The organism is Tsuneonella litorea (genome assembly GCF_025154015.1).
Taxonomy (GTDB): Bacteria; Pseudomonadota; Alphaproteobacteria; order Sphingomonadales; family Sphingomonadaceae; genus Tsuneonella; species Tsuneonella litorea.
Window position 1 is genome coordinate 69,112 of record NZ_JAOAMV010000008.1, and the last position, 20,165, is coordinate 89,276.

15 protein-coding genes are annotated in these 20,165 nt (G+C 59.3%); 9 read left to right on the forward strand and 6 right to left on the reverse strand.

Translation table 11 applies throughout. The annotated features are described in order from the left end of the window. Positions 1–593 precede the first annotated feature (593 nt). Genes N0B51_RS13880 through mobF form a run of 3 tightly spaced genes read left to right on the forward strand, consistent with a single transcriptional unit; the run spans position 594 to position 6,212 of the window. Positions 594–926 carry a hypothetical protein gene (locus N0B51_RS13880; protein WP_089217209.1) on the forward strand — a complete coding sequence of 111 codons (333 nt, stop codon included), beginning with the start codon at positions 594–596 and terminating at the stop codon, positions 924–926. Beyond that, positions 916–3,228: a type IV secretion system DNA-binding domain-containing protein gene (locus N0B51_RS13885; protein WP_259963179.1), complete on the forward strand. Its 2,313-nt coding sequence runs from the start codon at positions 916–918 to the stop codon at positions 3,226–3,228. The genes N0B51_RS13880 and N0B51_RS13885 overlap by 11 nt, the downstream gene beginning before the upstream one ends. 59 nt (positions 3,229–3,287) lie before the next feature. After that, positions 3,288–6,212 (forward strand): MobF family relaxase, encoded by a 2,925-nt coding sequence (gene mobF / locus N0B51_RS13890; RefSeq protein ID WP_259963180.1) that lies wholly within the window; start codon positions 3,288–3,290, stop codon positions 6,210–6,212. Between the two features lie 14 nt (positions 6,213–6,226). Here the strand turns inward: mobF and N0B51_RS13895 are convergent, their stop codons facing one another. Continuing rightward, entirely contained in the window at positions 6,227–6,862 is a 636-nt protein-coding gene (locus N0B51_RS13895; RefSeq protein WP_259963181.1) for a S24 family peptidase, read from the reverse strand. Positions 6,863–7,286: 424 nt separating this feature from the next. On the opposite strand from N0B51_RS13895, the gene N0B51_RS13905 reads away from it, so the two are divergent. The 5 genes from N0B51_RS13905 (at position 7,287) to N0B51_RS13925 (ending at position 13,630) form a co-directional block, all read left to right on the forward strand. Next, positions 7,287–8,924, forward strand: coding sequence for an ATP-binding protein (locus tag N0B51_RS13905; RefSeq protein ID WP_259963183.1), 1,638 nt, complete (start codon positions 7,287–7,289; stop codon positions 8,922–8,924). Between the two features lies 1 nt (position 8,925). Continuing rightward, complete coding sequence (locus tag N0B51_RS13910; RefSeq protein WP_259963184.1) at positions 8,926–9,750, forward strand: HNH endonuclease; 825 nt, start codon at positions 8,926–8,928, stop codon at positions 9,748–9,750. Next, positions 9,743–11,569, forward strand: coding sequence for a DEAD/DEAH box helicase (locus N0B51_RS13915; protein WP_259963185.1), 1,827 nt, complete (start codon positions 9,743–9,745; stop codon positions 11,567–11,569). Before N0B51_RS13910 ends, N0B51_RS13915 begins: the two co-directional genes overlap by 8 nt. Then, on the forward strand, positions 11,569–12,003 hold the full coding sequence (locus N0B51_RS13920; protein WP_006832454.1) for an EcoRII N-terminal effector-binding domain-containing protein: 435 nt from the start codon (positions 11,569–11,571) through the stop codon (positions 12,001–12,003). The genes N0B51_RS13915 and N0B51_RS13920 overlap by 1 nt, the downstream gene beginning before the upstream one ends. Positions 12,004–12,070: 67 nt before the next feature. Continuing rightward, the gene (locus N0B51_RS13925; protein WP_259963186.1) at positions 12,071–13,630 is read left to right on the forward strand and encodes a hypothetical protein; all 1,560 of its coding nucleotides are present in this window, start codon (positions 12,071–12,073) and stop codon (positions 13,628–13,630) included. Between the two features lie 24 nt (positions 13,631–13,654). Here N0B51_RS13925 and N0B51_RS13930 read toward each other — a convergent pair whose 3' ends face one another. The 4 genes from N0B51_RS13930 to N0B51_RS13945 form a co-directional block, all read right to left on the reverse strand. Continuing rightward, entirely contained in the window at positions 13,655–14,125 is a 471-nt protein-coding gene (locus tag N0B51_RS13930; RefSeq protein WP_311201846.1) for a very short patch repair endonuclease, read from the reverse strand. Continuing rightward, positions 14,097–15,329 (reverse strand): DNA (cytosine-5-)-methyltransferase, encoded by a 1,233-nt coding sequence (gene dcm, locus N0B51_RS13935; RefSeq protein ID WP_259963188.1) that lies wholly within the window; start codon positions 15,327–15,329, stop codon positions 14,097–14,099. The genes N0B51_RS13930 and dcm overlap by 29 nt, the downstream gene beginning before the upstream one ends. Positions 15,330–15,444: 115 nt before the next feature. Next, on the reverse strand, positions 15,445–16,743 hold the full coding sequence (locus tag N0B51_RS13940) for a type II toxin-antitoxin system HipA family toxin (RefSeq protein ID WP_259963189.1): 1,299 nt from the start codon (positions 16,741–16,743) through the stop codon (positions 15,445–15,447). Beyond that, positions 16,740–17,099, reverse strand: coding sequence for a helix-turn-helix domain-containing protein (locus N0B51_RS13945; protein ID WP_259963190.1), 360 nt, complete (start codon positions 17,097–17,099; stop codon positions 16,740–16,742). The genes N0B51_RS13940 and N0B51_RS13945 overlap by 4 nt, the downstream gene beginning before the upstream one ends. Positions 17,100–17,242: 143 nt before the next feature. Between N0B51_RS13945 and N0B51_RS13950 the strand changes: the two genes are divergently transcribed. Beyond that, positions 17,243–17,452, forward strand: coding sequence for a hypothetical protein (locus tag N0B51_RS13950; RefSeq protein ID WP_259963191.1), 210 nt, complete (start codon positions 17,243–17,245; stop codon positions 17,450–17,452). Here the strand turns inward: N0B51_RS13950 and N0B51_RS13955 are convergent, their stop codons facing one another. Beyond that, the gene (locus N0B51_RS13955) at positions 17,453–20,164 is read right to left on the reverse strand and encodes a conjugal transfer protein TraG N-terminal domain-containing protein (RefSeq protein ID WP_259963192.1); all 2,712 of its coding nucleotides are present in this window, start codon (positions 20,162–20,164) and stop codon (positions 17,453–17,455) included. It abuts the gene before it with no gap. Between the last annotated feature and the right edge of the window lies 1 nt (position 20,165).

The following is a 20,165-nucleotide window of genomic DNA, read 5'->3' on the forward strand; positions in this document are numbered from 1 at the left end:
GTCTACGGCTCCACACTCCATGTGTCCTAAGCGCCGCAAAGCGTTGAGAACCGCGACTCAGTTTCGCTCCTTTCCGGCGCTTGTCTCTTCCCTGCCGCACCGCGCCCTGCACGAAAGAGGCGGGAGGGGTTGACGTTCTTCATGCGTCTTAATCCACCGCCCAGTCTGGTCGGAGCAGATGGCCATCTGTTACCAAACGGGGGCTGGGTGAGAACAAACTCGTGCGGTGACGACTTCCCCTCATGCCCCGGATGGGCTACAAAATCCGCGTGAAACCAAGGCTTCACCCTCGAAATTTGGCGGGGGAAGTGGTCGATCGCAGCGGTCCAAATAGGGAACAACTTCGTGCACACCCTACCCCGCGATTTCGGGATTTATCTTTCTGTTATTGCTAGAGAATGTGGTTTTGGGCGAAATCAACCCGTCTGCGAGTAGAGCGGCTTTGCGCTGATCCGCTGACAACTCACATCCATCTATCACTCTGAAATGTCGTCCGAATCTTTCGATTGACTGCGAGTTGTTCACGATTTATTCTCATCGGCACCTTCCGCAAGGTGAGCCAGGTTCCGTCGGCCCGACAAGGAACCTGTATCATGACCCGACAAGATCGGCTTCAGACATTCGTATCTCTCTCCGTTGGTAACTGGGTTCGCCAGTGTGCCGCGGACCATGGCGTCAGTGTCAGCGTCTTTATTCGTGACCTCATCGTCGCAGCGTGGCAGCGCGATAACGAGGCGAAGGACAGGCCCGCAGGGCTCGATCCCGCGCGCCAGGCAATCTTCATTTCGGTGGCGCTCGATGCGCTTCTGGCCAGCCATTCTGACGCGAGTTTGCGCGACCGTACTCACGAGGCCTACCGGCGACGCCTCGAGCGTCTTGGCCTCCCCGTCAACGCAAACATGGGAGGCCAATCCCATGAAGCATAATCTCCTGAATTTCACCCGCGGGAGCCAGTTGCTCGGCCACTTTGGTTTCATGTTTGCAGCCGGCCTGAAGGGCCCCTTGATTGTCACCGGCCTGGTAGCGGTCGGCACCTGCTATTGGGAAGTGCGGTCGGCTCTGAGTGATCACCAGATCTACCTGGTCTGGATGCATATCTACGCCAGTCTCTATGCATTCATGGAGTTCGATCCGGCCAAGCTGGTCAACCTTGAACTGCTTGACGGCGAAAGGGTCGGCCTCCCGTTCGGCATCGTTCGCGAGTTCCCGCCGATGCGCGAGGCGGTCGAGGCGTTTCGTACGGCAGTGAAGCAGGGATTGCTGGTCTCGGCGGTACTGCTGATCCCGGCCTTCGTGTTTTTCTGGTGGTTCGCCGAGCGCTTTGGCGGGCGGTCGAAGGAGCGCAAGCACGAGCGCGGTGCAATGCTTGTTTCGCTCGACGAACTCGAAGAGGAAATCGAGCGTCACAACAAGGCATTCCGGGCCGAGGAATTGGGACGCAAGTTCGGCTGGAAGTGGCGGCTTGCGAGCTCGTCGGCGCTCGCCGAAGCGGGCCACTACCAACCCGCACATCTCGCCGGCGTAAGCTGGCCGTGGCGGCTCGAGCAGAGCCACGCCATGCTCATCGGTACGACCGGAACCGGCAAGACCGTGGCGCTCACCGAACTAGTTGCCGAAGCGCGTGAACGCGGCCAGCGCGCGGTCATTTTCGACCTGACAGGGGCCTTTATCGAAGCCTTCTACGATCCCGCGCGCGACATCATTCTCAATCCTGTCGATGTGCGGTGTCCGCTGTGGAGCGTGTTCAACGACTGCACGACGGAAGCTGAGTTTCATGCCGCTGCCGAAGCGCTCGTGCCCCATGACGGGGGTGGTTCAGAACAGTTCTGGGTGCTCGCGGCGCGCATGCTGTTCGTCGAGATGTGTCTTCATCTTGCTCGTACCGGCACTGCAACCAACGAGGCCTTGGCACGGCGGCTGATGACCGCTGACCTGTCCGAAGTGCATAAGCTGATGCGAGGAACGATGGCCGATCCGCTGACCGCCCCGGAAGCGGCCCGCATGGCGGAATCGATCCGCGCGGTATTCAATGCGAATGCGAAAGTGCTCAAGCTCTTGCCCTCATCCGGACCGCGTTTTTCGGTCCGTGACTGGGTCAAAGGCGACTGCCAGGCAGGCTCGATCCTGTTCCTCTCTGCCCGCTATGTCGACATGAGCATCTCCTCGCAATTGCTGACGCTGTGGCTCGACACGGCGATGAATACGCTCATGACGCTCGAGCGCACGCAGGACCTGCGGATGTGGTTTCTGATCGACGAACTCGGCGCCCTTCACCGACTACCGGCCCTCGAAAAGGGGCTGCAAACCGCGCGCAATTTTGGCGGTGCGATCGTCACCGGGGTGCATGCGTTTGCCAAGCTCAAGGAAGTCTACGGCGAGAACATGGCCATGACACTTTCCTCGCTTGCGCGAACCAAGCTCATCCTGGCGACGGCCGATCGAGAGACAGCGACCTGGTGCTCCGATTTCATCGGCCACCGGCAGGTGCGCGACATGGAAGAAGGCTACAGCTACGGGTACAACAATGCGCGCGATGCAGTCAGCCTGACGCCGAGGCGGCAGATCGAGCCATTGCTCCTGCCCGATCAGTTTATGAACCTTCCGAGGTTGTCGGCCTACATCAAATTTCCTGACGGATTCCCCGCTGCGCCGGTTTCGCTCATTCCGCGGACGCGTGGCCGTATTGCCGAAGGTTTCATCGCCCGCGTGAAACCGCTCATAAAGCCTGGCCAGGGTCCTGCGGCAATGACGCCCCAAGCAAAGCCGGGTTCGAAACCGAATGACGAGCATCCCGCCTCGAACGATGACGGTGCCGGTAAGCCTGTCGATACTAAGCAGCTCAAACTCGACCTGGAGGGGCAGCGCCGTGTCGCCGATGAACCGCAGGATCGTCAGGAGCCTGTGCAGTTTGAAAAGCTGAATGCAGGGCGCGCTGCTGCTAATCTCGGTGCCGAAACCCGTCCCGATGCTCATCTGGATGCAGGTCCAACGCTACCTCTCGCCGCCGTGCGAACCGGAGAGGATGCACCAGCAATGGGCGGGGAACAGCATCTGTCTGAACCCGGAGAAGCCGGCGATGACGCAGGTGGCAGGGACGGCTCGACGCCTCATGGCCGTGCGGCGGCTAACGGGTGCCAGCTTCTCACACCGGTCGAAAAAGACCTGCGCGAAGGCGCGGTCGCAGATCCCCCAGAAAAGGACTTCGGCGAGTTCGAGCCAGATATGTGAGAGGCAATTGGGGAGGGATTACCTGGCCGCGAGGGGAGCCGTGATGAGGACCAGACAGAATGCTTTCCGTTGCCAATGTGCGCTCCCCTTCGGCTGCTGCGAGCTATTTCGCGGCAGACAATTACTACACCGGTGCCGATGCCGATCGTTCCGGAACCTGGGTCGGGAAGGGAGCGGAACGTCTTGGTCTTGAGGGGCGCGTCAGCGCCGAGCAGTTCGATGCCTTGCTGCGGGGAGAACTTCCCGGTGGCGTCCGAGTCGGCAATCCGGGCCAAGCTCACAGGCCTGGAACCGACCTCACATTCTCACTCCCGAAAAGCTGGTCGCTGATAGCGCTGGTGGGCGGTGACCAGCGGATTATCGATGCCTACCGCGAGGCCGTCATCGAGACCTTGCGCTGGGCAGAAAAGAACGCGGCGCAGACCCGGATGGGCAGTCAGGCTGGCTACGGGAAGGTCGCGACAGATAATCTGACGATTGGTCTTTTCCAGCACGACACCAATCGCAACCAGGAACCAAACCTGCATTTTCACGCGGTCGTGGCGAATGTCACGCAAGGCAGCGACGGGAAGTGGCGCGCGCTTCGCAACGACAAGCTTTGGTCGTTCAACACGCTGCTCAACTCGATGACCATGGCGCGCTTTCGTCTGGCGGTCGAGAAGATGGGTTACGAAGCAGGGCCGGTTGGAAAGCATGGCAACTTCGAAGCAGCGGGCATTGCCCGCGAGCAGGTCATGGCCTTTTCGACGCGGCGCGAAGAAGTCCTCGACGCGGTACGCCAGCTGGGTGAGAACACCCCGAAAACCCGCGACATTGCTGTGCTCGATACGAGGAAAAGCAAGGCGCCCGTCAGGGACCGGGAAGGCCTTCTCGATGCGTGGCGGCAGAAAGCCCAGGAAGTCGGAATTGACCTTGCCCGCTTGATCGATGCGTCGCAGATGCGGGCTGCAACGAAGGACATTCCCAGATCGAAAGAAGGGAGCCTTCTTCAGCGTGGAATTGTGAAGCTGAGAGAGTTCGCGCAGCGGATCAAGGGCGATCCGGCTGATCCACTGATCCCTGCCCATGTCCTCAAGCAGGATGCGCCGACCATCGCGGCCGCACAGGCCGTGGCCTCTGCGGTGCGTCATCTCTCACAGCGCGAGGCAGCATTTCCCCGTGAGGGATTGCTGAAGGCGGCACTCGATTTTGGGCTTCCGACGACGGTGGACCACATCGAAACCCGTGTGAACGCATTGGTCAGAAGCGGCGCACTCGAATCCGGCAAAGGCGAGCACAAAGGCTGGCTGGCGAGCCGGGAGGCGCTTGACCTTGAAAGCACCATTCTCGCGAACGTCGACCAGGGACGAGGTGCGGTGTTGCCCATCCTGAATCGGCCGGACGCTGCAGAACGGGTTCAGGCAGTTGCCGCGATCAACCACGGAATTTCGCTCAACGAAGGGCAGGAGAATGCGGCGAGTCTTGTGCTCTCATCGCGTGACAGGATCCTAGCGATCCAGGGCATAGCCGGGGCGGGCAAAAGCAGCGTGATGAAGCCGGTTGCCCAGCTGCTCCGCGAGGAAGGCAAGCAGGTGCTGGGGCTCGCGGTACAGAACACGCTCGTCCAGATGCTCGAACGCGACACCGGCATCCGTTCGATGACCATTGCCCGCTTTCTTGCCCAATGGGGCAGGCTTCTGCACGAGCCGGGAAATGCCTCCCTGCTTGGCGAGGCTCGGAGCGCGCTCGGAGACCATGTCCTGGTGCTCGACGAGGCGTCGATGGTGTCGAACGAGGACAAGGCCAAGCTGGTACGGCTGGCAAACCTAGCCGAAGTCCATCGCCTGGTTCTCGTCGGCGACAAGCGACAGCTAGGCGCCGTCGACGCCGGTAAGCCCTTCGACCTCGTCCAGCAGGCCGGGATCGAGCGCGCCAAAATGGATGTGAATCTGCGCGGCCGCGATCCCATCCTGCGGCGAGCCCAGGCCGCCGCGCAGGAGGGACGCATCGACGATGCGCTCCAGGCTCTCGCTCCTTCAACCATCGAGGCTCGCGGGGACAGTGCGATTGTTGCTGCCGAAAAGTGGCTTTCGCTCAGCCCGGCGGATCGGGATCGAACGTCGATCTACGCGTCGGGTCGAGCCTTACGGTCTGCGGTCAACGAGGCTGTCCAGCGCGGGCTCAAGGCCAATGGCGAGCTCGGCCCACGATCGGGCCGGCTGACCGTTCATTCGCGGGTGAATGTGACACATGAGGAGCTGCGATACCTTCGCGCATATCAACCGGGCATGGTCCTCAACTTTCGCTCGCGCGACAGCACCCAGAAACTCTCCAAGGGCGACTACACCGTCAAAACCATCGACCATGCGCGCAAGCAGCTCGTGCTTGAGGACAGGAAGGGGCGGGTTCGCAAGTTCAATCCCGCGCGTCTACGACCAGGCGCAGACGATAGCCGGCTGTCGCTCTTCGAACGCAAATCGCTGTCCATCATTGAGGGTGACAAGATTCGTTGGACCGACAATGACCACAAGCGCGGGCTGTTCAACGCCGACCAGGCGAGGGTCGTGGCCATCGACACGAAGGGCGTATTGGTGGAGACATCAGCGGGCAAAGAGCTCCGCCTGAGCCGCGGCGACCCCATGCTCAAACGCATGGACCTCGCCTATGCCCTCAATGCGCATATGGCGCAGGGACTGACCTCCGATCGCGGGATCGCGGTGATGGACAGCCGCGAACGCAATCTCGCCAACCGGCAGACCTTCCTGGTCACGGTCACGCGGCTTCGCGACGGCCTTACGCTGATTGCAGATAATGCCGAGAAACTCGGCCGGGCCATCAAGTCCAACAGCGGCGAGAAAGCATCGGCCCTAGAAGTAACACAAAGGCTCAAAGCGGCAGCGGCCAAGGGCCTTTCGCAAGACAAGGATGTTGGCAGCGCTTCGCATGCAAGTGACAAGCCCGAACTGACAAAGGAAAGGGTAAAGCCTTTCGAAATCGGGATCTGAGCCGAGGAGAGCTCCTAAAGCGCGCGTCCGAACCAGATGACACGCCCGACCACCTGGATTTCGGACCGGTCGACGTCGTCCCAGCTGGGATAAGCCGAATTATCGCTACTGATGGTGATCTTGCGGCCACCGGGCTTTAGCGTCACGCGTTTGACCACCAGCGCGTCGTCGGCGCGCAGGACGTAGATGCCGTCACGCAACCGCGAGCCTTGGTCCGATGCATCGACCAGCACCTCGTCGCCATCGCTGAGCGTCGGTTCCATGGAGTCGCCCAGGACGTGGATGATCGAAAGGCTGGCGCTTTTTGCCCGCGTTAGCCGGCCAAGCCAGCGTTCGTCGAAACCGAAGCGGGTATGGGCGGTCTCGCTTTCGGCAATCGCTCCGAAACCTGCCGATGCATCGACATTGAGCACGGGTATTTCGATCAACCCGTCACGTATGGGTGCGGGCGGTCCGCCAAGCACTTGCTCGTCGACCCCGAAGAAGCTGGCAAGCGTGCGCCGGTCATTGTCATCCAGCTTTCGCGGCGAGCCGCGCTTGATGAACTGCTGAATGTAGGACGAGTTTCGTCCGATCATCCGCGAGATCGAGGAATATCCGAGCCGTCTCTGCTGGATCAGGCGATCAAGCTCCTCTCTGACATGTTCCATCGTGTCGTTCCTTCTGACGGTCTCAGGAGAGAAGGAAATCTCCTAGACTCGATGGAACCTTCCTACTAAGAACAAAGCAGGAACACAAGTGCTGAGTGAGTCGAGGAAGGCCATGAAATTGCTGGACCGCATTGAGCGTCATCTGAAAGAATCGCATATGTCGGCGACACGGTTCGGTCGTCGGGCGGTTGGCGATCCGCGGTTTGTCCTGGACTTAAGACAGGGAAGGCGGCCGCGGCGACGGACCTTGGAAAAAGTTGAGGTCTATCTCAGCCATGTCGAGGTGCGAAACGGAGACAGTCTTTGAACGCAAATCGTTTGTCAGCTTTCATTTAACAATCATCCCGCTAAGTTCGACGCCGTTCGACGCGGGGGGTAGCGGGCTGGATTCAGCAAAGGTGCCCTCCTTCAAGGGGGCGGCTAAGTGAATGATCTGATTAATCAACCCGACGCGCCACGGCTCATTTACGGGCTTCGGGACACAGGCTACAGTTTCAATACCGCCGCCGCTGACATCATCGACAATTCAATCGCGGCCAACGCGACCGAGGTCAATGTACGAATAGAGCTGGCCGAAGACGGCCGTAAATTCGTTTACTTCGGTGACAATGGTGATGGAATGGACAGCGAGATGCTGTTCGACGCTATGCGTTACGGGGCGCCTGCCAGAGCTAATCTCGCCAGTCTCGGCAAATTTGGCCTTGGTCTCAAGACGGCATCCAGTTCAGTCTGCCTCAGGTTTACGGTCATTTCCCGCGAATCCGAAGAGGCTGACTTCGCTAAGCTCGCTTGGGACCTTGAGCATGTCGAAGAGCAGAATCAGTGGGAAATGCTCCGCGAAGAAATGACTGCAGACGACTATGAGCTCTTTGAAGAGCTTTGCGGTGACAAGGGCACGCTAGTGGTCTGGTCCAAATGCGACCGTCTGTTGTCGAAAGAATATGACGATCCGGGTGGCGCGAGAGAACAGGCTGCAATCAGACGACTGGGTGAGCGGCTGATCGACCATGTCGCTCTTATTTATTATCGCTTCCTCGACGAAGGGGACGATCGTGAGAGGCACGTCTCGATAACCGTAAATGGCGAGCAAGTCAGACCGTGGAACCCGTTTTATCCTGAAAAGGCCGATCAGGTCCTCTCGCCTGAACAGCAGAAGCTTGAGATCGAACTGGAAGACGGGTCGGTTGAAACAGCGCAAATCAGGGCGTGGATTCTGCCCAACCGCCGGGATCTCACCAAAGCCGAGCAGAAAGTCGCGAATATCACCAACCGCGGCCAGGGGTTTTACATTCATCGCGAAGGGCGTGTGATCCAGCAGGGTGGCTGGCTCGGCGTGTTTGGCGCTGTCGAGCCGCACACATCGTTGCTGCGCGTCGAGTTCGACTTCACTCATAAGCTTGATGAGGCCTTCAAAGTCGACGTCAAGAAGTCGAAAATTCTCTTCGATCCGGCCCTTGAGGAAGCGCTCAAGACCTTGCTTCAGCCGACTTATCGCGAGGCAGGAAACCGCTACCGACGCAAGGAAAAGGCAGCTGCGGTCGAGCGCGGCGTCGATCACGGCAGCGCGAATAAGGTCATCGGCAATACGCCTTCGACCAAAAAGCCGGACGTCCAGTCCGCCGACGCAGGTCAGAAAACCGCTACACTCAACAACAATCGCGGCGCAGGCATCAAGCTCCGGGTGCCCGTCGACACGCACGTAAACCCGGACAGTATTCACGTTGAAGCTGTTGAAACCATTACGTCCGGCGATCTCTGGGAGCCGGCCATGCGCAGCGATGCCGAGTCAGGCTTCGTGGCAGGCGTCCGCATTAACAAGCACCACGACTTCTATCTAAAAATCTATCAGAGGGCTGCCGCCAGTGGCTATGCAGTTGAGGGTATGGATCTGCTGCTGTGGGCTTTCGCTGTGGCTGAGCAGAACAACACCAACGATGACCTTGAGCCGATATTCGAGGACATTCGCAACGAGATTTCGACCAATCTCAAGAAGCTGCTGCGTGAAGTGCCTCTGCCCGACGACGAGGAGCTGACAGAAGCCGGGGACGAAGAAGGGGATTGAGATGCTTGCCGAGAAGCAGGCCTTGATCCGCCGGGAAGTCGAGGAGGGAACCGGCGCTGCAATTTGTCTGGAGGAAGACAGGTCCGGAGTGCAGACAGCAATCAGGCTCTGGTTTGCAGACCTTGAGCGCTCTCACAGCCCGATAGTCACTCTTCGGCCGACCGGTCTGCGCCGCTTTGAAGCGAAGCTGACCTTCGGCAATTTTGCAGCTGATACGATCCGGCAGATGCGGCAGGCAAGCGCAGAAGAAGTTCAGCTTGCCAGGGCGCTCGTCGCCTCAGCAGCGTCGAGCGCGGATCTGAAAATCGGTAACGGTCAGACTATCGATGACTGGATGATCGACAATGGCAGCTTCACGATTATCGCAGAGAAGCGTGGCATTGAGAGCCGGTTTGACGATGATTCCGTTGCGGAGACCTGCCGTGAGCTCGTTATCCCTGTTCTTGCCGCAATGGCAGAACTTTATGGATACGACCCGCTCGGGGAAGGCGCTCCGTCCGATCAGGAAGCGCTGACTGAAGGCGCCGTCAAACTCACCGTCGTACGCCGACGCGAACGGAACCCACGCAATCGTCTGCTCTGCCTGCGTATCCACGGGGCTACCTGCAAGATCTGCAGTCTTAGTCCTGGCCAACTCTATGGCGATGCCGGGGCTATCATTGAAGTGCATCACCTGCAGCCACTGTCTCTTTCCGGGGAGCCCAGAGCATACGATCCGGCAACAGACCTGATACCACTTTGCCCGAACTGCCATCGCGCGGTCCACACAAGGCGACCTGTTCCGTGGACACCTGAAGAACTCAGAGGCAAGCTGTCCAGTGACTGACGGGCCTGCATCACTTCCTGCCGATTTCAGGCAGATTTTAGACGCACCTCCTCATGGCTGGGAGCTGTCGTCAAGAGTTGTGCAGCCGGAAATCCGCATCCGAAAAGAGGGTACTGGTTTTGCGTTCCGCGTTGCTGGCACCAGAACTGTGCGGGGAGAAAAGAAAGTCTGGGACGCGCCCGGCCCGGACTACAACTGGGTCGCCGACGGAAATGTAATCCGCCCACTTCCTCACGATACGCCGGCCATGGTCCGGCAGATGCTGGGCGAGCAGCTGCCGAAAACGCTCAGCTTTCCCGATGTGGTGCGTCTTGTCCGGCTGGGTAATCCCGACATACCTGTCATAGCTGAAGAGAGCGTCTTCCACTCAGCGCAATCGGCTGCTGCCGACCTGCGCCCGGATCAGGACATTCCGGGTCTGCATGCGACTCTGTTCCCGTATCAGGCTCAGGGCGTAGCATGGATGGACCAGACCATACGGCATACCGGCGGCCTCATTCTCGCTGACGAGATGGGGCTCGGAAAGACCATCCAGATCATTGCCCTGCTGCTCTGCGAAAAACCGGAAACGTCACGACCAGCCCTCATCATCTGCCCGACGAGCCTGATCGCAAACTGGCGGAAGGAGATAATGAAGTTTGCGCCCGAGCTTTCTGTTCTCATCCACCGCGGACACAACAGAACCGGCATCACCGCGGGTCTGCAGCGGGCCCAGGTCGTGCTTTCAACCTACGACACTGTGGTCAACGATATATCCATTTTTGCAGGCATGACCTGGTCATGGCTGATCTGTGATGAGGCGCAGGCTCTGAAAAACCCGGATTCCGGGCGCAGGCGGTCAGTCGGGAGGATTCCCAGGCAGCGAACCATTCCGATGACAGGGACGCCGGTCGAGACATCGCTCCTGGATCTCTGGTCGCTTGCCGACCTCGCGATACCTGGATTGCTGGGAAGCCGGGAGGACTTTGAAGCCGATCATCCGGACTCCGAGGAATCGGCAAAGAATCTGGCTCGTCTGACCGATCCCGTTGTTCTCTGCCGAAAAGTGAGGGATGTCGCCGGCGATCTTCCGGAGCGCATCGATATCGATCTGCCACTCGAACTCGGCGATGAGCTTTCCCGGCGTTATGATGAAGTACGGGCCGAGACGCTTGAGAAGTACCCTGTGGCAGGCAATCTCGTCGCGACAGGTCAGTTGCAGCTCTTCTGCGCCCATCCCTGGCTGCAGGGATCGGGCGATCCCGAGAGGGATCAGGATGCTGGGATCAATCCGTCAGCCGGAATGCCGCTTTTCACACCGAAGGTGGAGCGCGCAATCGCCATTCTCGAAGAGGCGTTCAGGAGCGGACGCAAGGTTCTGATCTTCGCAATTTTCAATCGCTGTGGCGAGATTCTCCGTGAGGCTGCACAGGGACGGCTGCCGGATGCATACTGGGGGGCGATCAACGGGGGCACGCCGCAGGAGGAGCGGCAGGCAATCGTTGACGCATTCTCCTGCCACGATGGGCCGGGCTGCCTTGTACTCAATCCAAAAGCGGCGGGTGCCGGACTTAATATAACAGCTGCAACGGTAGTCATTCACTTCACCCAGGCATGGAACCCTGCATTTGAATCCCAGGCAAGCGCCCGCGCGCACCGACGCGGGCAGACCGAACCTGTCTATATCTACCGGCTGTTTTACGAGGACACGGTCGAACGGGTGATGATTGACCGATCTCAGTGGCGCCGCGAACTTGGCAACGAAGCAGTCCCGGTATCAACACGTGATGCAGATGATCTAAGGCGGGCCCTTTCCATCCGGCCTGGCGGAGAAAATTGATGGGCAGTCAGACTTATGAGAAGCCGCTGACGGCGAACGATACCGGAGAAACCGGAGGTCATCAGGCAGGAATACACATACCGAAATCACAGACGGATCTGATTGCGCTGCTTCCGTTTCTTGATCCTGCGCAGAAGAACCCCGATGCATGGCTGGAAATGACGGACGACGCGGGGGTGACGTGGCGCTTCCGCTATATCTACTACAACAACAGGCTTCATGATGAAGGCGGGACAAGGGACGAGTACCGCATCACCCATATGACCAAGTTCTTCCGCGCTGTTGGCGCGACGGAAGGCGATGTACTCGTGCTTACCGGATCTCCGGGAAGTCTAACCTATTCTGTGTCAGTCCGGAGGGATGAGGCACCTCAAGGCGAGGAGGCAAGCGCACCGGTGAGGGTCCGCCTGAAAGGCTGGCGTCGTGTACATTAGAGAAACCGGAGAGCCGACAGATCCGACAGGCGCGCAGCACCAAGATAGCATCCGGCAACCTCGATCGGTGGATGATCTCCCGATCGGCGTCCTTCACCTTGGTGTGAAGACTGCAACGCTGGAGAGGGCCGGTTTCCGCACCGTCGGCGATCTCGCGAACGTGACCCGGGAGCAGATCATCAGGATTCCCACAGTTGGCTGGCGTACAGCCGATCTGCTCAGTGAAAACCGGCAAGCGCTTATTGATGCTTCGGATGCTGAGACGGGCACTGACTGGGACGGGTACTGCGAAACAACGCGTATCCCGCTTCTGCCGCATGAGGGTCGGCCGCGTTCAGGTAAAGACTTTCTGGCTTCCCTTCCGGACTTTCTCGCCGAGGTCGCCGACAATCTTGCTGACGAGACCTTCTCGGCAATTCTTCGCGAACGCATCTGTCAGCCCCCGGAACGGCAGAAGACGCTTGATGAGATAGCTGCGACAACCAGCCCTCCGGTCACCCGCGAAAGGATCCGGCAAAAGGAGAAGAAGCTGCTAGGCCAGCTGACCGGCGGGCTACTCAACGACACCTATGGAACGCTGGGAATACATTTCCGTCCGGAGTTTTCGATCTGGTGGAAGCGGGCTGCAGACCGTCTTTCCCACCTTGAGGAAATCGAGTTCACAGATCTCGTGGAAGCCCTCTCCGCTGAATGGGAGGTTCCCAATCATGCGGTCATAACACAGCTCCCAATCATCCTTGCGATCGTCACCGGTGAACCGCAGATGTCCGGTGAATTCCGTGCAGCGAGTCGTGTCGATCCCCGGCTTTTCGGCAATCTGAGAGGGGAAGTGCTCGAGCTGCCACTGAACCGACTCAGACTGGGCAGATACGCTGAGCGACTGGCTGAAGCCGGATCAGAAACCGTAGGTGATATCGTCGTGAGGTTGCGCGCCGGCAGCCTGGGGGCAAGAGGAGGAAAGGCAGCTGAGGTGGCTGCGATGCATGCAAATCAGCTGGCCTCCTGCCTCCGCGACGATGGTCTGATCGACTGGCAGTCATACCGGACAGCCAACGCACTCAGCTGTCTGCCAGCCTCGCCAACGGTCAATGCCGCTGAGTTTGTCGCCACGCTTCGCGAGACCGTCTGTGACTTGCTGACCGCGTGCCGCATTACGAAGCGCGCGTCCGAAATTTACCGTCTCAGGACGAGCCGCACTCTTGGAAGCCAGATGACACTGCAGGCTGTTGCCGACGCCCTCGATACCCATCTGCCGACGGTCAAACGCGAAGAAACGGTGTTTCTGAGTTTTTTGAATGGAGTGCTGATCGGTCACGACTTCAGCAAGCTGCCTGTATGGCTGGATGACCTCTGGCTGGAATACTGGGACGAAGCCCGGGCCAGCTACGAAATTGCCCGGGACAACTACGGAGAATTCTCGGAGAATCTTGCCTGGAAATGGCGACTGACGGTGCGCGACATCGGCAAAGCAGCACCAACGATCTGGGCAGTGCTGAGCGGCTATCCGAACGACAGACGCTCTAAGCGAGCCATCAGCAAAGCTCCCGTCGTGAACCCGATTATTGATCCGGACCCTCAGTTACCTGCCGGTAGGATCCGGCTCCGTGGCTTCCGGCGGGTGCATTGACGAGGCACGCATGGATTTTACATCCTAGCCTCTGATTTCCAGCAGTAGCTCATCACCCCTGAGCCAGGATGTCAGCCGCGTCAGAAGTTCCTTCAGTTCAATTCTGCTCTTTCCCTTGAGCGCGCACTCCCAGACGGTGGCAATGCGCCATCCTTCCGAAAGCAGCGCTGATCCGACAACCTTGTCCCGCTCTTGATTGGCGCTAATCTTCGCCGCCCAGAATTCGGTACGTGTACCTGGAAGCCGGAACAAATGGCAATCATGACCATGCCAGAAGCAGCCGTGCACAAAGATAACTGCATGAAACCGGCTGAGTACGATGTCGGGCTTGCCGGGCAGATCCTTCCGGTTGACCCTGAAGCGATAGCCCTGCCGGTGAAGGCCACTCCGAATCAGAAGTTCAGGCTTCGTGTCCCTTCCCCTGATAGCCGCCATGTTACGGCTTCTCGTCGCGGGATCATGGACGTCAGGCATACTCCCGGACAGCCACCTCATCGTTCGGGGCTGCTTCCCGGGTTATATGCGGACGCATGATCCTTGCGACCTCGCTAAACACCGGCACTGCCACCGAGTTACCGAACTGCTTGTACGCCTGCGTATCGGAAACAGGGATCCGGAACGTGTCGGGAAAACCCATCAGCCTTGCGCATTCCCTCGGGGTAAGCCGTCGGGGATTCTTGCGTCCCTTTTGCTGCACAAGAATTTCAGAGCCATCCTTGTAATAGCGCGCTGAGAGCGTTCTGCAGGTGTCGTCCGGGCCTACAAGCCCGTAGCCAAAGCCATTTCCCGCTGCGCGATGCTTGGCTGAGTAATCACGGAGATATTTCCAGAGGTGATCGCTCAGAGTGTATTTGGCGCTGACCTTTGCCAGATCCCCTTCCGTATAGTGCGATTCTGCTGTTTCACTGCCGTTCTCGGGATGCAATACCGATCGCATCCGCGCTTCGCCTTCAACCGGAAGCTTCAAGTCCGCCCAGTCGAATCCACTTTTTTCGCGGAAGCCAACGAGCACGATCCGTTCACGGTTCTGGGGAAGAAAATGACGTGCGTTTAGAACGCGAACATGGAGCTCGTATCCGAGGTCTTTCTCCAAAATCTTGCGAATGACCTCGAAGGTCCGTCCTTTGTCGTGGCTTTTCAGATTCTTCACGTTCTCAAGCAGGAATGCGCGTGGTCTGTGAGCCTTCAGGATCCGTGCAACATCGAAGAACAGCGTTCCCTGAGCCTCGTCAAGGAACCCATGCTTCCGGCCCAGTGCATTCTTTTTTGACACCCCGGCGATTGAGAATGGCTGACAAGGAAAGCCTGCCAGCAGAACGTCATGCTCAGGAATCTCATCGACGGGGACTTTGGTAATATCGCCGGCGATCGGGCGGTTGTCCGGATAGTTGGAGTGATAAGTAAGCTGTGCATATTTGTCCCATTCAGACGTGAATACGCAGCGGCCGCCTATGCTATCAAAAGCCCGGCGAAGTCCTCCTATGCCGGCAAAGAGATCAATGAATGTGAACCCCCTCGCATTTGTGTGTGTCGGGACGGTTTCGGCTCGCTCACGCAGCCAGTCGAGCACGACTTTGCGAGGTCTGATTTGTCCGGACTCCCAGCGGAAAATCTCCCGTTCGGAGTAACCCAGTTTTTCTGCGAGTTCGTCCGTCGAGAGCCCGGCCCGGCAGCGTAAAATTCGGAACTCAGATTGCATATGTCTGCCTTGGGTAATTGTAGGGACGGGATGTCATGAAAATTCCCCACCGACAAGTGCAAGCATTGCAGTTTCAACAAGCAACTGGAGGTGATCGCCCGGACCTGCCGGCGTCTCAGCCGATATCGCGGAATCCGCGCCTGGCCTTCCGTGCCATGTCGGCTTCGACTCCGGCGGTATTGCAGTGCCTGTTCCAGTTACTGACTGCGGCCCGGATCGTGTCGATGATCGACCTGGTCTCAGCAGGTTTCAGGTCAGCAAACCGTCCGAATTCCAGCAGATCGTCGACTTCGAAGTCGTCGGTCTTGCCAGCCAGAGACATCTGATGCTCGTTGGTCCAGTCCCCTTTGGGATTGTAGGCGTACACGACATCGAATGCCGGTGAGAGGCTCCAGCGACCCGAGCCATCCATTAGGAAAGCGATGTTCTTGGTGTGGTCGTCCTGGTTGCGGATGAAGACATTGAGCAGCGCGCGGCGCACCTGCTCCTTGATCGCATCGCGTCCGAGACCGAGCATGCGGATGGTCTCGATCGCCTGCTCGTAGCTATATGCCCGAGCGAGGTTGAAATCGAAATGGCGCATCGCGCAAAGCGACTGCATGTGGAGCTTTTTGCCGTCAGGCGTGCGGTCGAAGCGCTGGGTCATGAAATGTGCCCGCCCGCCTTCTTCGTGCAGGCGAGAGCGAGCCATGTCGATGCCAGCCTCTCGGGCTAGCAGATAGCAGGCGTACTCAAGCCGGCCGAAGCCCATCGGGTCGGCAATTTCCTTGTCAGCATTGCCCGACACGCCGTCGAACTTGACGAGCCATTGCGTATAGCCTGGCCCTGCAGTCAGCTGCCCTGAATGGAAATCTCCGGTCTCCTCATTCCAGGCGAGGACGGCCTTGGCCCGGGCGCCACCAGCAGAGGTGCCGACACGCAGGATCTCTTGAAGTGCGCGATGATCATCTTCACCCTTGAGCACACCGGCCAGTTCTTCACGCGCAGCAATGACCCTGTTGGCGAGCTCGACAAGCGGAGCGATATTAACGGGCCGCCCCTGTTCACGGCGCTCACCGGTAGCGGGCTCGAATTCGAGCGCGCCCATGCCTCGGCGACCGGTATAGCAAAGGCGCTCGACCGGATCGAAGCTGTCGGCTGTTCGGCCCTGCTCGGCAAGCCAACGGTTGATCAGGGCGTTACCAAACTTGTCGGGCAGGCTGTCGGCCAGCATGCCCGGCAGTCCTTTGAAGGTCTCGTAATTCAGCGCGGGAAAGTCGTAGACGCCGCTTCGTAGGGGCATTGTGAGTGGGGCGACTTCGATGCCGCTGCGACTAAATTCCGGAGTGTATTCGAAAACCCCGACATCGCGATCCTCATCCCACAGGACGGCGCCGATCTGACGACCCCAGAGATTGACTACGGCGCGGGTCATGGGGCCTCGTCACCCCAGCTCCATTCCTCGCCAGCTTCACCTTCAGAAGACTTGCGCACCCTTTGCCGCGCCTTGCCGGTGTCGGACCGGGGATCGAGCGGGCTCAGCTTGGAGTCCGGCATGACATCCAGCAGGCGGTCTTCAATTTCGAGCGCACGCATTATCCTGGCGAGGCTATCGATGGTCCCACCATTGCCGGCTTCCAGGCGGGCGAGCGTTGAACGCGAGATGCCAGCCATTTCCGCAAGCTCGGCCTGCTTGAGATTGCGTGATATGCGATATGCTTCGATCTGCTTCCCGAGGTCAGATACCAGCACCGAGAGAGGGCGCAGATCTGGTGAATCATAATGTGGCATTATCGAGACATTATCTCCGTTTTGGAGCTTTGTGTAGCGATTTTGCGTCTTTACATGGCGATACCTAATGTGTCAATGTCGAGACATAAATTGGCTTATCGCCGATAATGCATCAAATTTGCTACTTTATTTTGGGCGGAGTGATGGAAATGAATGCCGAGAAGGATCAAAGCGACCAGACGGACTGGAAGGGCCTACGAGAGATCGACCGTGCCATCTCCGAAAATCGCCTTACGTCCTACTCATGGAAGAAGGCCTGGGCCGATCGATGGGCTCGAGCAGTGATTCTCACCGCTGCGATCTTCTTGATCGGGTTCGTCGTCTTTGTGATTATTCAGGACGTGATCCTATAGTCACCTATTGCCCCACTCCTTCACCTCATCTGCCGCTTCCTCGCTTGCACCTGTGGCGCCTTCTGTTTGGCCATCCAGATAGCCTCTCACCGTCCCGATCCGCCCACGACCTTGCCGACGAACCCGCTCGACTTCATCTGCGATGCCAGATCGATCCGGAGCATCGGGCATTGAGGAACCACTTGCAGAACCGACGGCTCCCCGTGCACGCACCTGTCCAGCACTTCCGATCCCGGGGCGGCTGACAGGAGCGAAGTCCGGCAGCGAAAGGTCGGCGTCGATGTCGTCTTGCAGGCGGTCAGCATAGCTTTCGACAAACCGCGATTGCAGTTGTTGGCCGCGCGCGCTCATCTGGAACTCGATGTCGTCGAAGCGCACCGGCCCGAAATAGTCGCGATTGGCTTCCATCTCAGCCATGCCCCATTCGCGATAGGCCTGGCTCAGGTTTAGCGTGCCTGCGGCGCTGTTGGCCTCGTACCAGCTGGCCTGGTTCTCGAGGCGGCTGGCCATCTCTTCGGCACGACGCGCCTCTCGCGTATAGCTTTCGGCTTCTGTCAGCGATCGGCTGAGACCCGACGAGCTGGTCGACACTTGCGATACCGAGCTCGAGCTCGTCTCGCGCAGGAAGCCTTCACGCGTGTTCGACCAGTTGCGACTGTCGGAAAGCTGCCGCAGCGTTCCCATGATCCTGCCGCGGTCTTCCGAGGCGATCCCGATATCGCTGTCCGTCCATGACTGATTGCGGCCGCCTCTTGCCTTGGCACCCACTTGAGCCACGCCAACATTGGCTCCAGCCCCGCCATTGACCTCGCCATTAAGGAACCATGAGATCGTAATGTCGTCGGACGCGCGCCGGGACAGGCCGAACTGCTGCTGGAGCGTCCTTGAAGCATTGTCGACTTCGCTGAATGCCGTGCCGATGCTGTCGTTCGTGCCGACGCCGCTGACCGTGTCGGAGCTGTGACCCTGGCTGTAGGCGTTGCGGATCTCGCTGAACCGGGTGAGCGCAGAGCTCGTCGATTGCTGGGCGAGGTTGGCATAGGTCTCGCTCTGTGTCCGGCTCTGGCTCGCCATCGTTCCGAGGCGGCCGGTGAAGTCCTGCCCCAGTGTCGGCGTGAACGGATAGCTTGAATTCGGGACAGCAGCGAACTCGCCATCGGGGAAGCTGGTGGTCTGCGTGCCGCTGTCGCTGAAACCACGCGTCTGCGTGGCGCCATAGGCGATGTTGGGTGCAAGATTGCCCTGCGCAAACTGGCGGGAAAACACCGTCGAATTGTCGATGTTCGAATTGCCAAGCGAGACATTGCCGGTGCTCGCTTCGCGCGAGGCTTCCTCGGCTGCATTCTGGCTCGGGTTGAGATAGCTCGTTGCCTGGCCCGAAATCGCCAGCGCACCACGCGCCACCCCGCCGGCAAGGAAAGGGATCGAGGCGACAAGATAGCCCGCCAGGATGCCGATATCGCTGTTGACGTCGCTCATGCCGGCAAAGGTCGCGAGGCTGAGGCCTGTGCTGCCGCCAGCGGCGGCAACATCGCCCGCGCCTTTGAACATCAGGATCATGTGCAGGATGACGAAGAGCGGTCCCCACGCTGCAAGGTAGAAGAAGCCGGTGACGTAGCCTCTCAATGCAATGGGTCCGGTCCGCGGCATCAGGAACAGCGGAAACAGGACAGGGAACAGCGCGTAGAACACCACCGTCAGCACGACATTGAGGATCGGGACCCATTTCATCGCGTTGTGCGCGATCGAGGAATAGGTCCGCTCGGTCTGAATATCGGCCCGGGTCTGCGCGAAGACGTCGATGCTGCCGGTGCCGCTCGCCCCTGCAAAGCCGTGCATAGCCTGGTTCATGGCATTGATCGTCAGCACTTGGCGGAAAATGTCGCTCGCGCTGCGCGAGATGCCGGTCAGATACTGATAGGCAATCGGGAGGTCGGCCATGAGCTTGGCCTTGGCGAGTGCTTCGGTCTGGCGCGGATAAAGCTGACGCCCCGCGACAAGCGTCATCTCGTCAATGAGGCTCGCCCATTGCCCCGACAGCGCGGTGTAGGCTTCGCGGCAGGTGATGATCGAGGCCGTCACGCTGTCGTCGGCCTGCCGGTTCAGGAATTTCTGCGCGCGCGCCGCGCTGCCCGGTGCGATCGTCGTCCAGATATCGTCGCTCTCGGACAGCTCCTTCATCGAATAGCGGCCAAGCAGCAGATCGTAGAATACGCATTGCCGGACATGTTCGTCGAAGTTCGCGGCAAACTCCGGATCGGAAATACGCAACGACCGCGTCGATTCGAGCAACCGCGCGCCATAGATCATGCCGTTCTTCGAGTAGTTGAGGTCGTCCGGCAGCCCGAAGACGAGCTCGGCAGAGCGGGTCAGATAGTCCCCCGCCTGGCTGGTGAAGCTTGCCATCAGGGCGAGCCCGAGAGGGACATTGGCCACCGTTGCCGGTGCAAGGCTGGGATTGACCCGATCGGTCACATGGACGTCCATGCGCGGCACCATCAGGCACATGTAGATGAGCGTCGCGCCGAGGAACCAGTTGAGCCAGGCGCGCCAGTCCTGGTTGAACGCGACCACGATGACCGCGAGCACCATGCCCATTACCAGCGCGACCTGGATCAGGCTCTTGTAGCCGCCCGCACCGGTCCAGGCGGCAACGGCGTTGAGGACATTGACGATGTACTCGCCGCCGCCGACCGTGAAAATCTCGACCATG

Coding starts and splice junctions, on each gene's coding strand:
- N0B51_RS13885 (WP_259963179.1), top strand. CDS start 916: ATGAAGCATAATCTCCTGAATTTCACCCGCGGGAGCCAGTTGCTCGGC.
- N0B51_RS13880 (WP_089217209.1), top strand. CDS start 594: ATGACCCGACAAGATCGGCTTCAGACATTCGTATCTCTCTCCGTTGGT.
- N0B51_RS13910 (WP_259963184.1), top strand. CDS start 8,926: ATGCTTGCCGAGAAGCAGGCCTTGATCCGCCGGGAAGTCGAGGAGGGA.
- N0B51_RS13955 (WP_259963192.1), bottom strand. CDS start 20,164: ATGGTCGAGATTTTCACGGTCGGCGGCGGCGAGTACATCGTCAATGTC.
- N0B51_RS13950 (WP_259963191.1), top strand. CDS start 17,243: ATGGAAATGAATGCCGAGAAGGATCAAAGCGACCAGACGGACTGGAAG.
- N0B51_RS13895 (WP_259963181.1), bottom strand. CDS start 6,862: ATGGAACATGTCAGAGAGGAGCTTGATCGCCTGATCCAGCAGAGACGG.
- dcm (WP_259963188.1), bottom strand. CDS start 15,329: ATGCAATCTGAGTTCCGAATTTTACGCTGCCGGGCCGGGCTCTCGACG.
- N0B51_RS13940 (WP_259963189.1), bottom strand. CDS start 16,743: ATGACCCGCGCCGTAGTCAATCTCTGGGGTCGTCAGATCGGCGCCGTC.
- N0B51_RS13945 (WP_259963190.1), bottom strand. CDS start 17,099: ATGCCACATTATGATTCACCAGATCTGCGCCCTCTCTCGGTGCTGGTA.
- N0B51_RS13930 (WP_311201846.1), bottom strand. CDS start 14,125: ATGAGGTGGCTGTCCGGGAGTATGCCTGACGTCCATGATCCCGCGACG.
- N0B51_RS13920 (WP_006832454.1), top strand. CDS start 11,569: ATGGGCAGTCAGACTTATGAGAAGCCGCTGACGGCGAACGATACCGGA.
- mobF (WP_259963180.1), top strand. CDS start 3,288: ATGCTTTCCGTTGCCAATGTGCGCTCCCCTTCGGCTGCTGCGAGCTAT.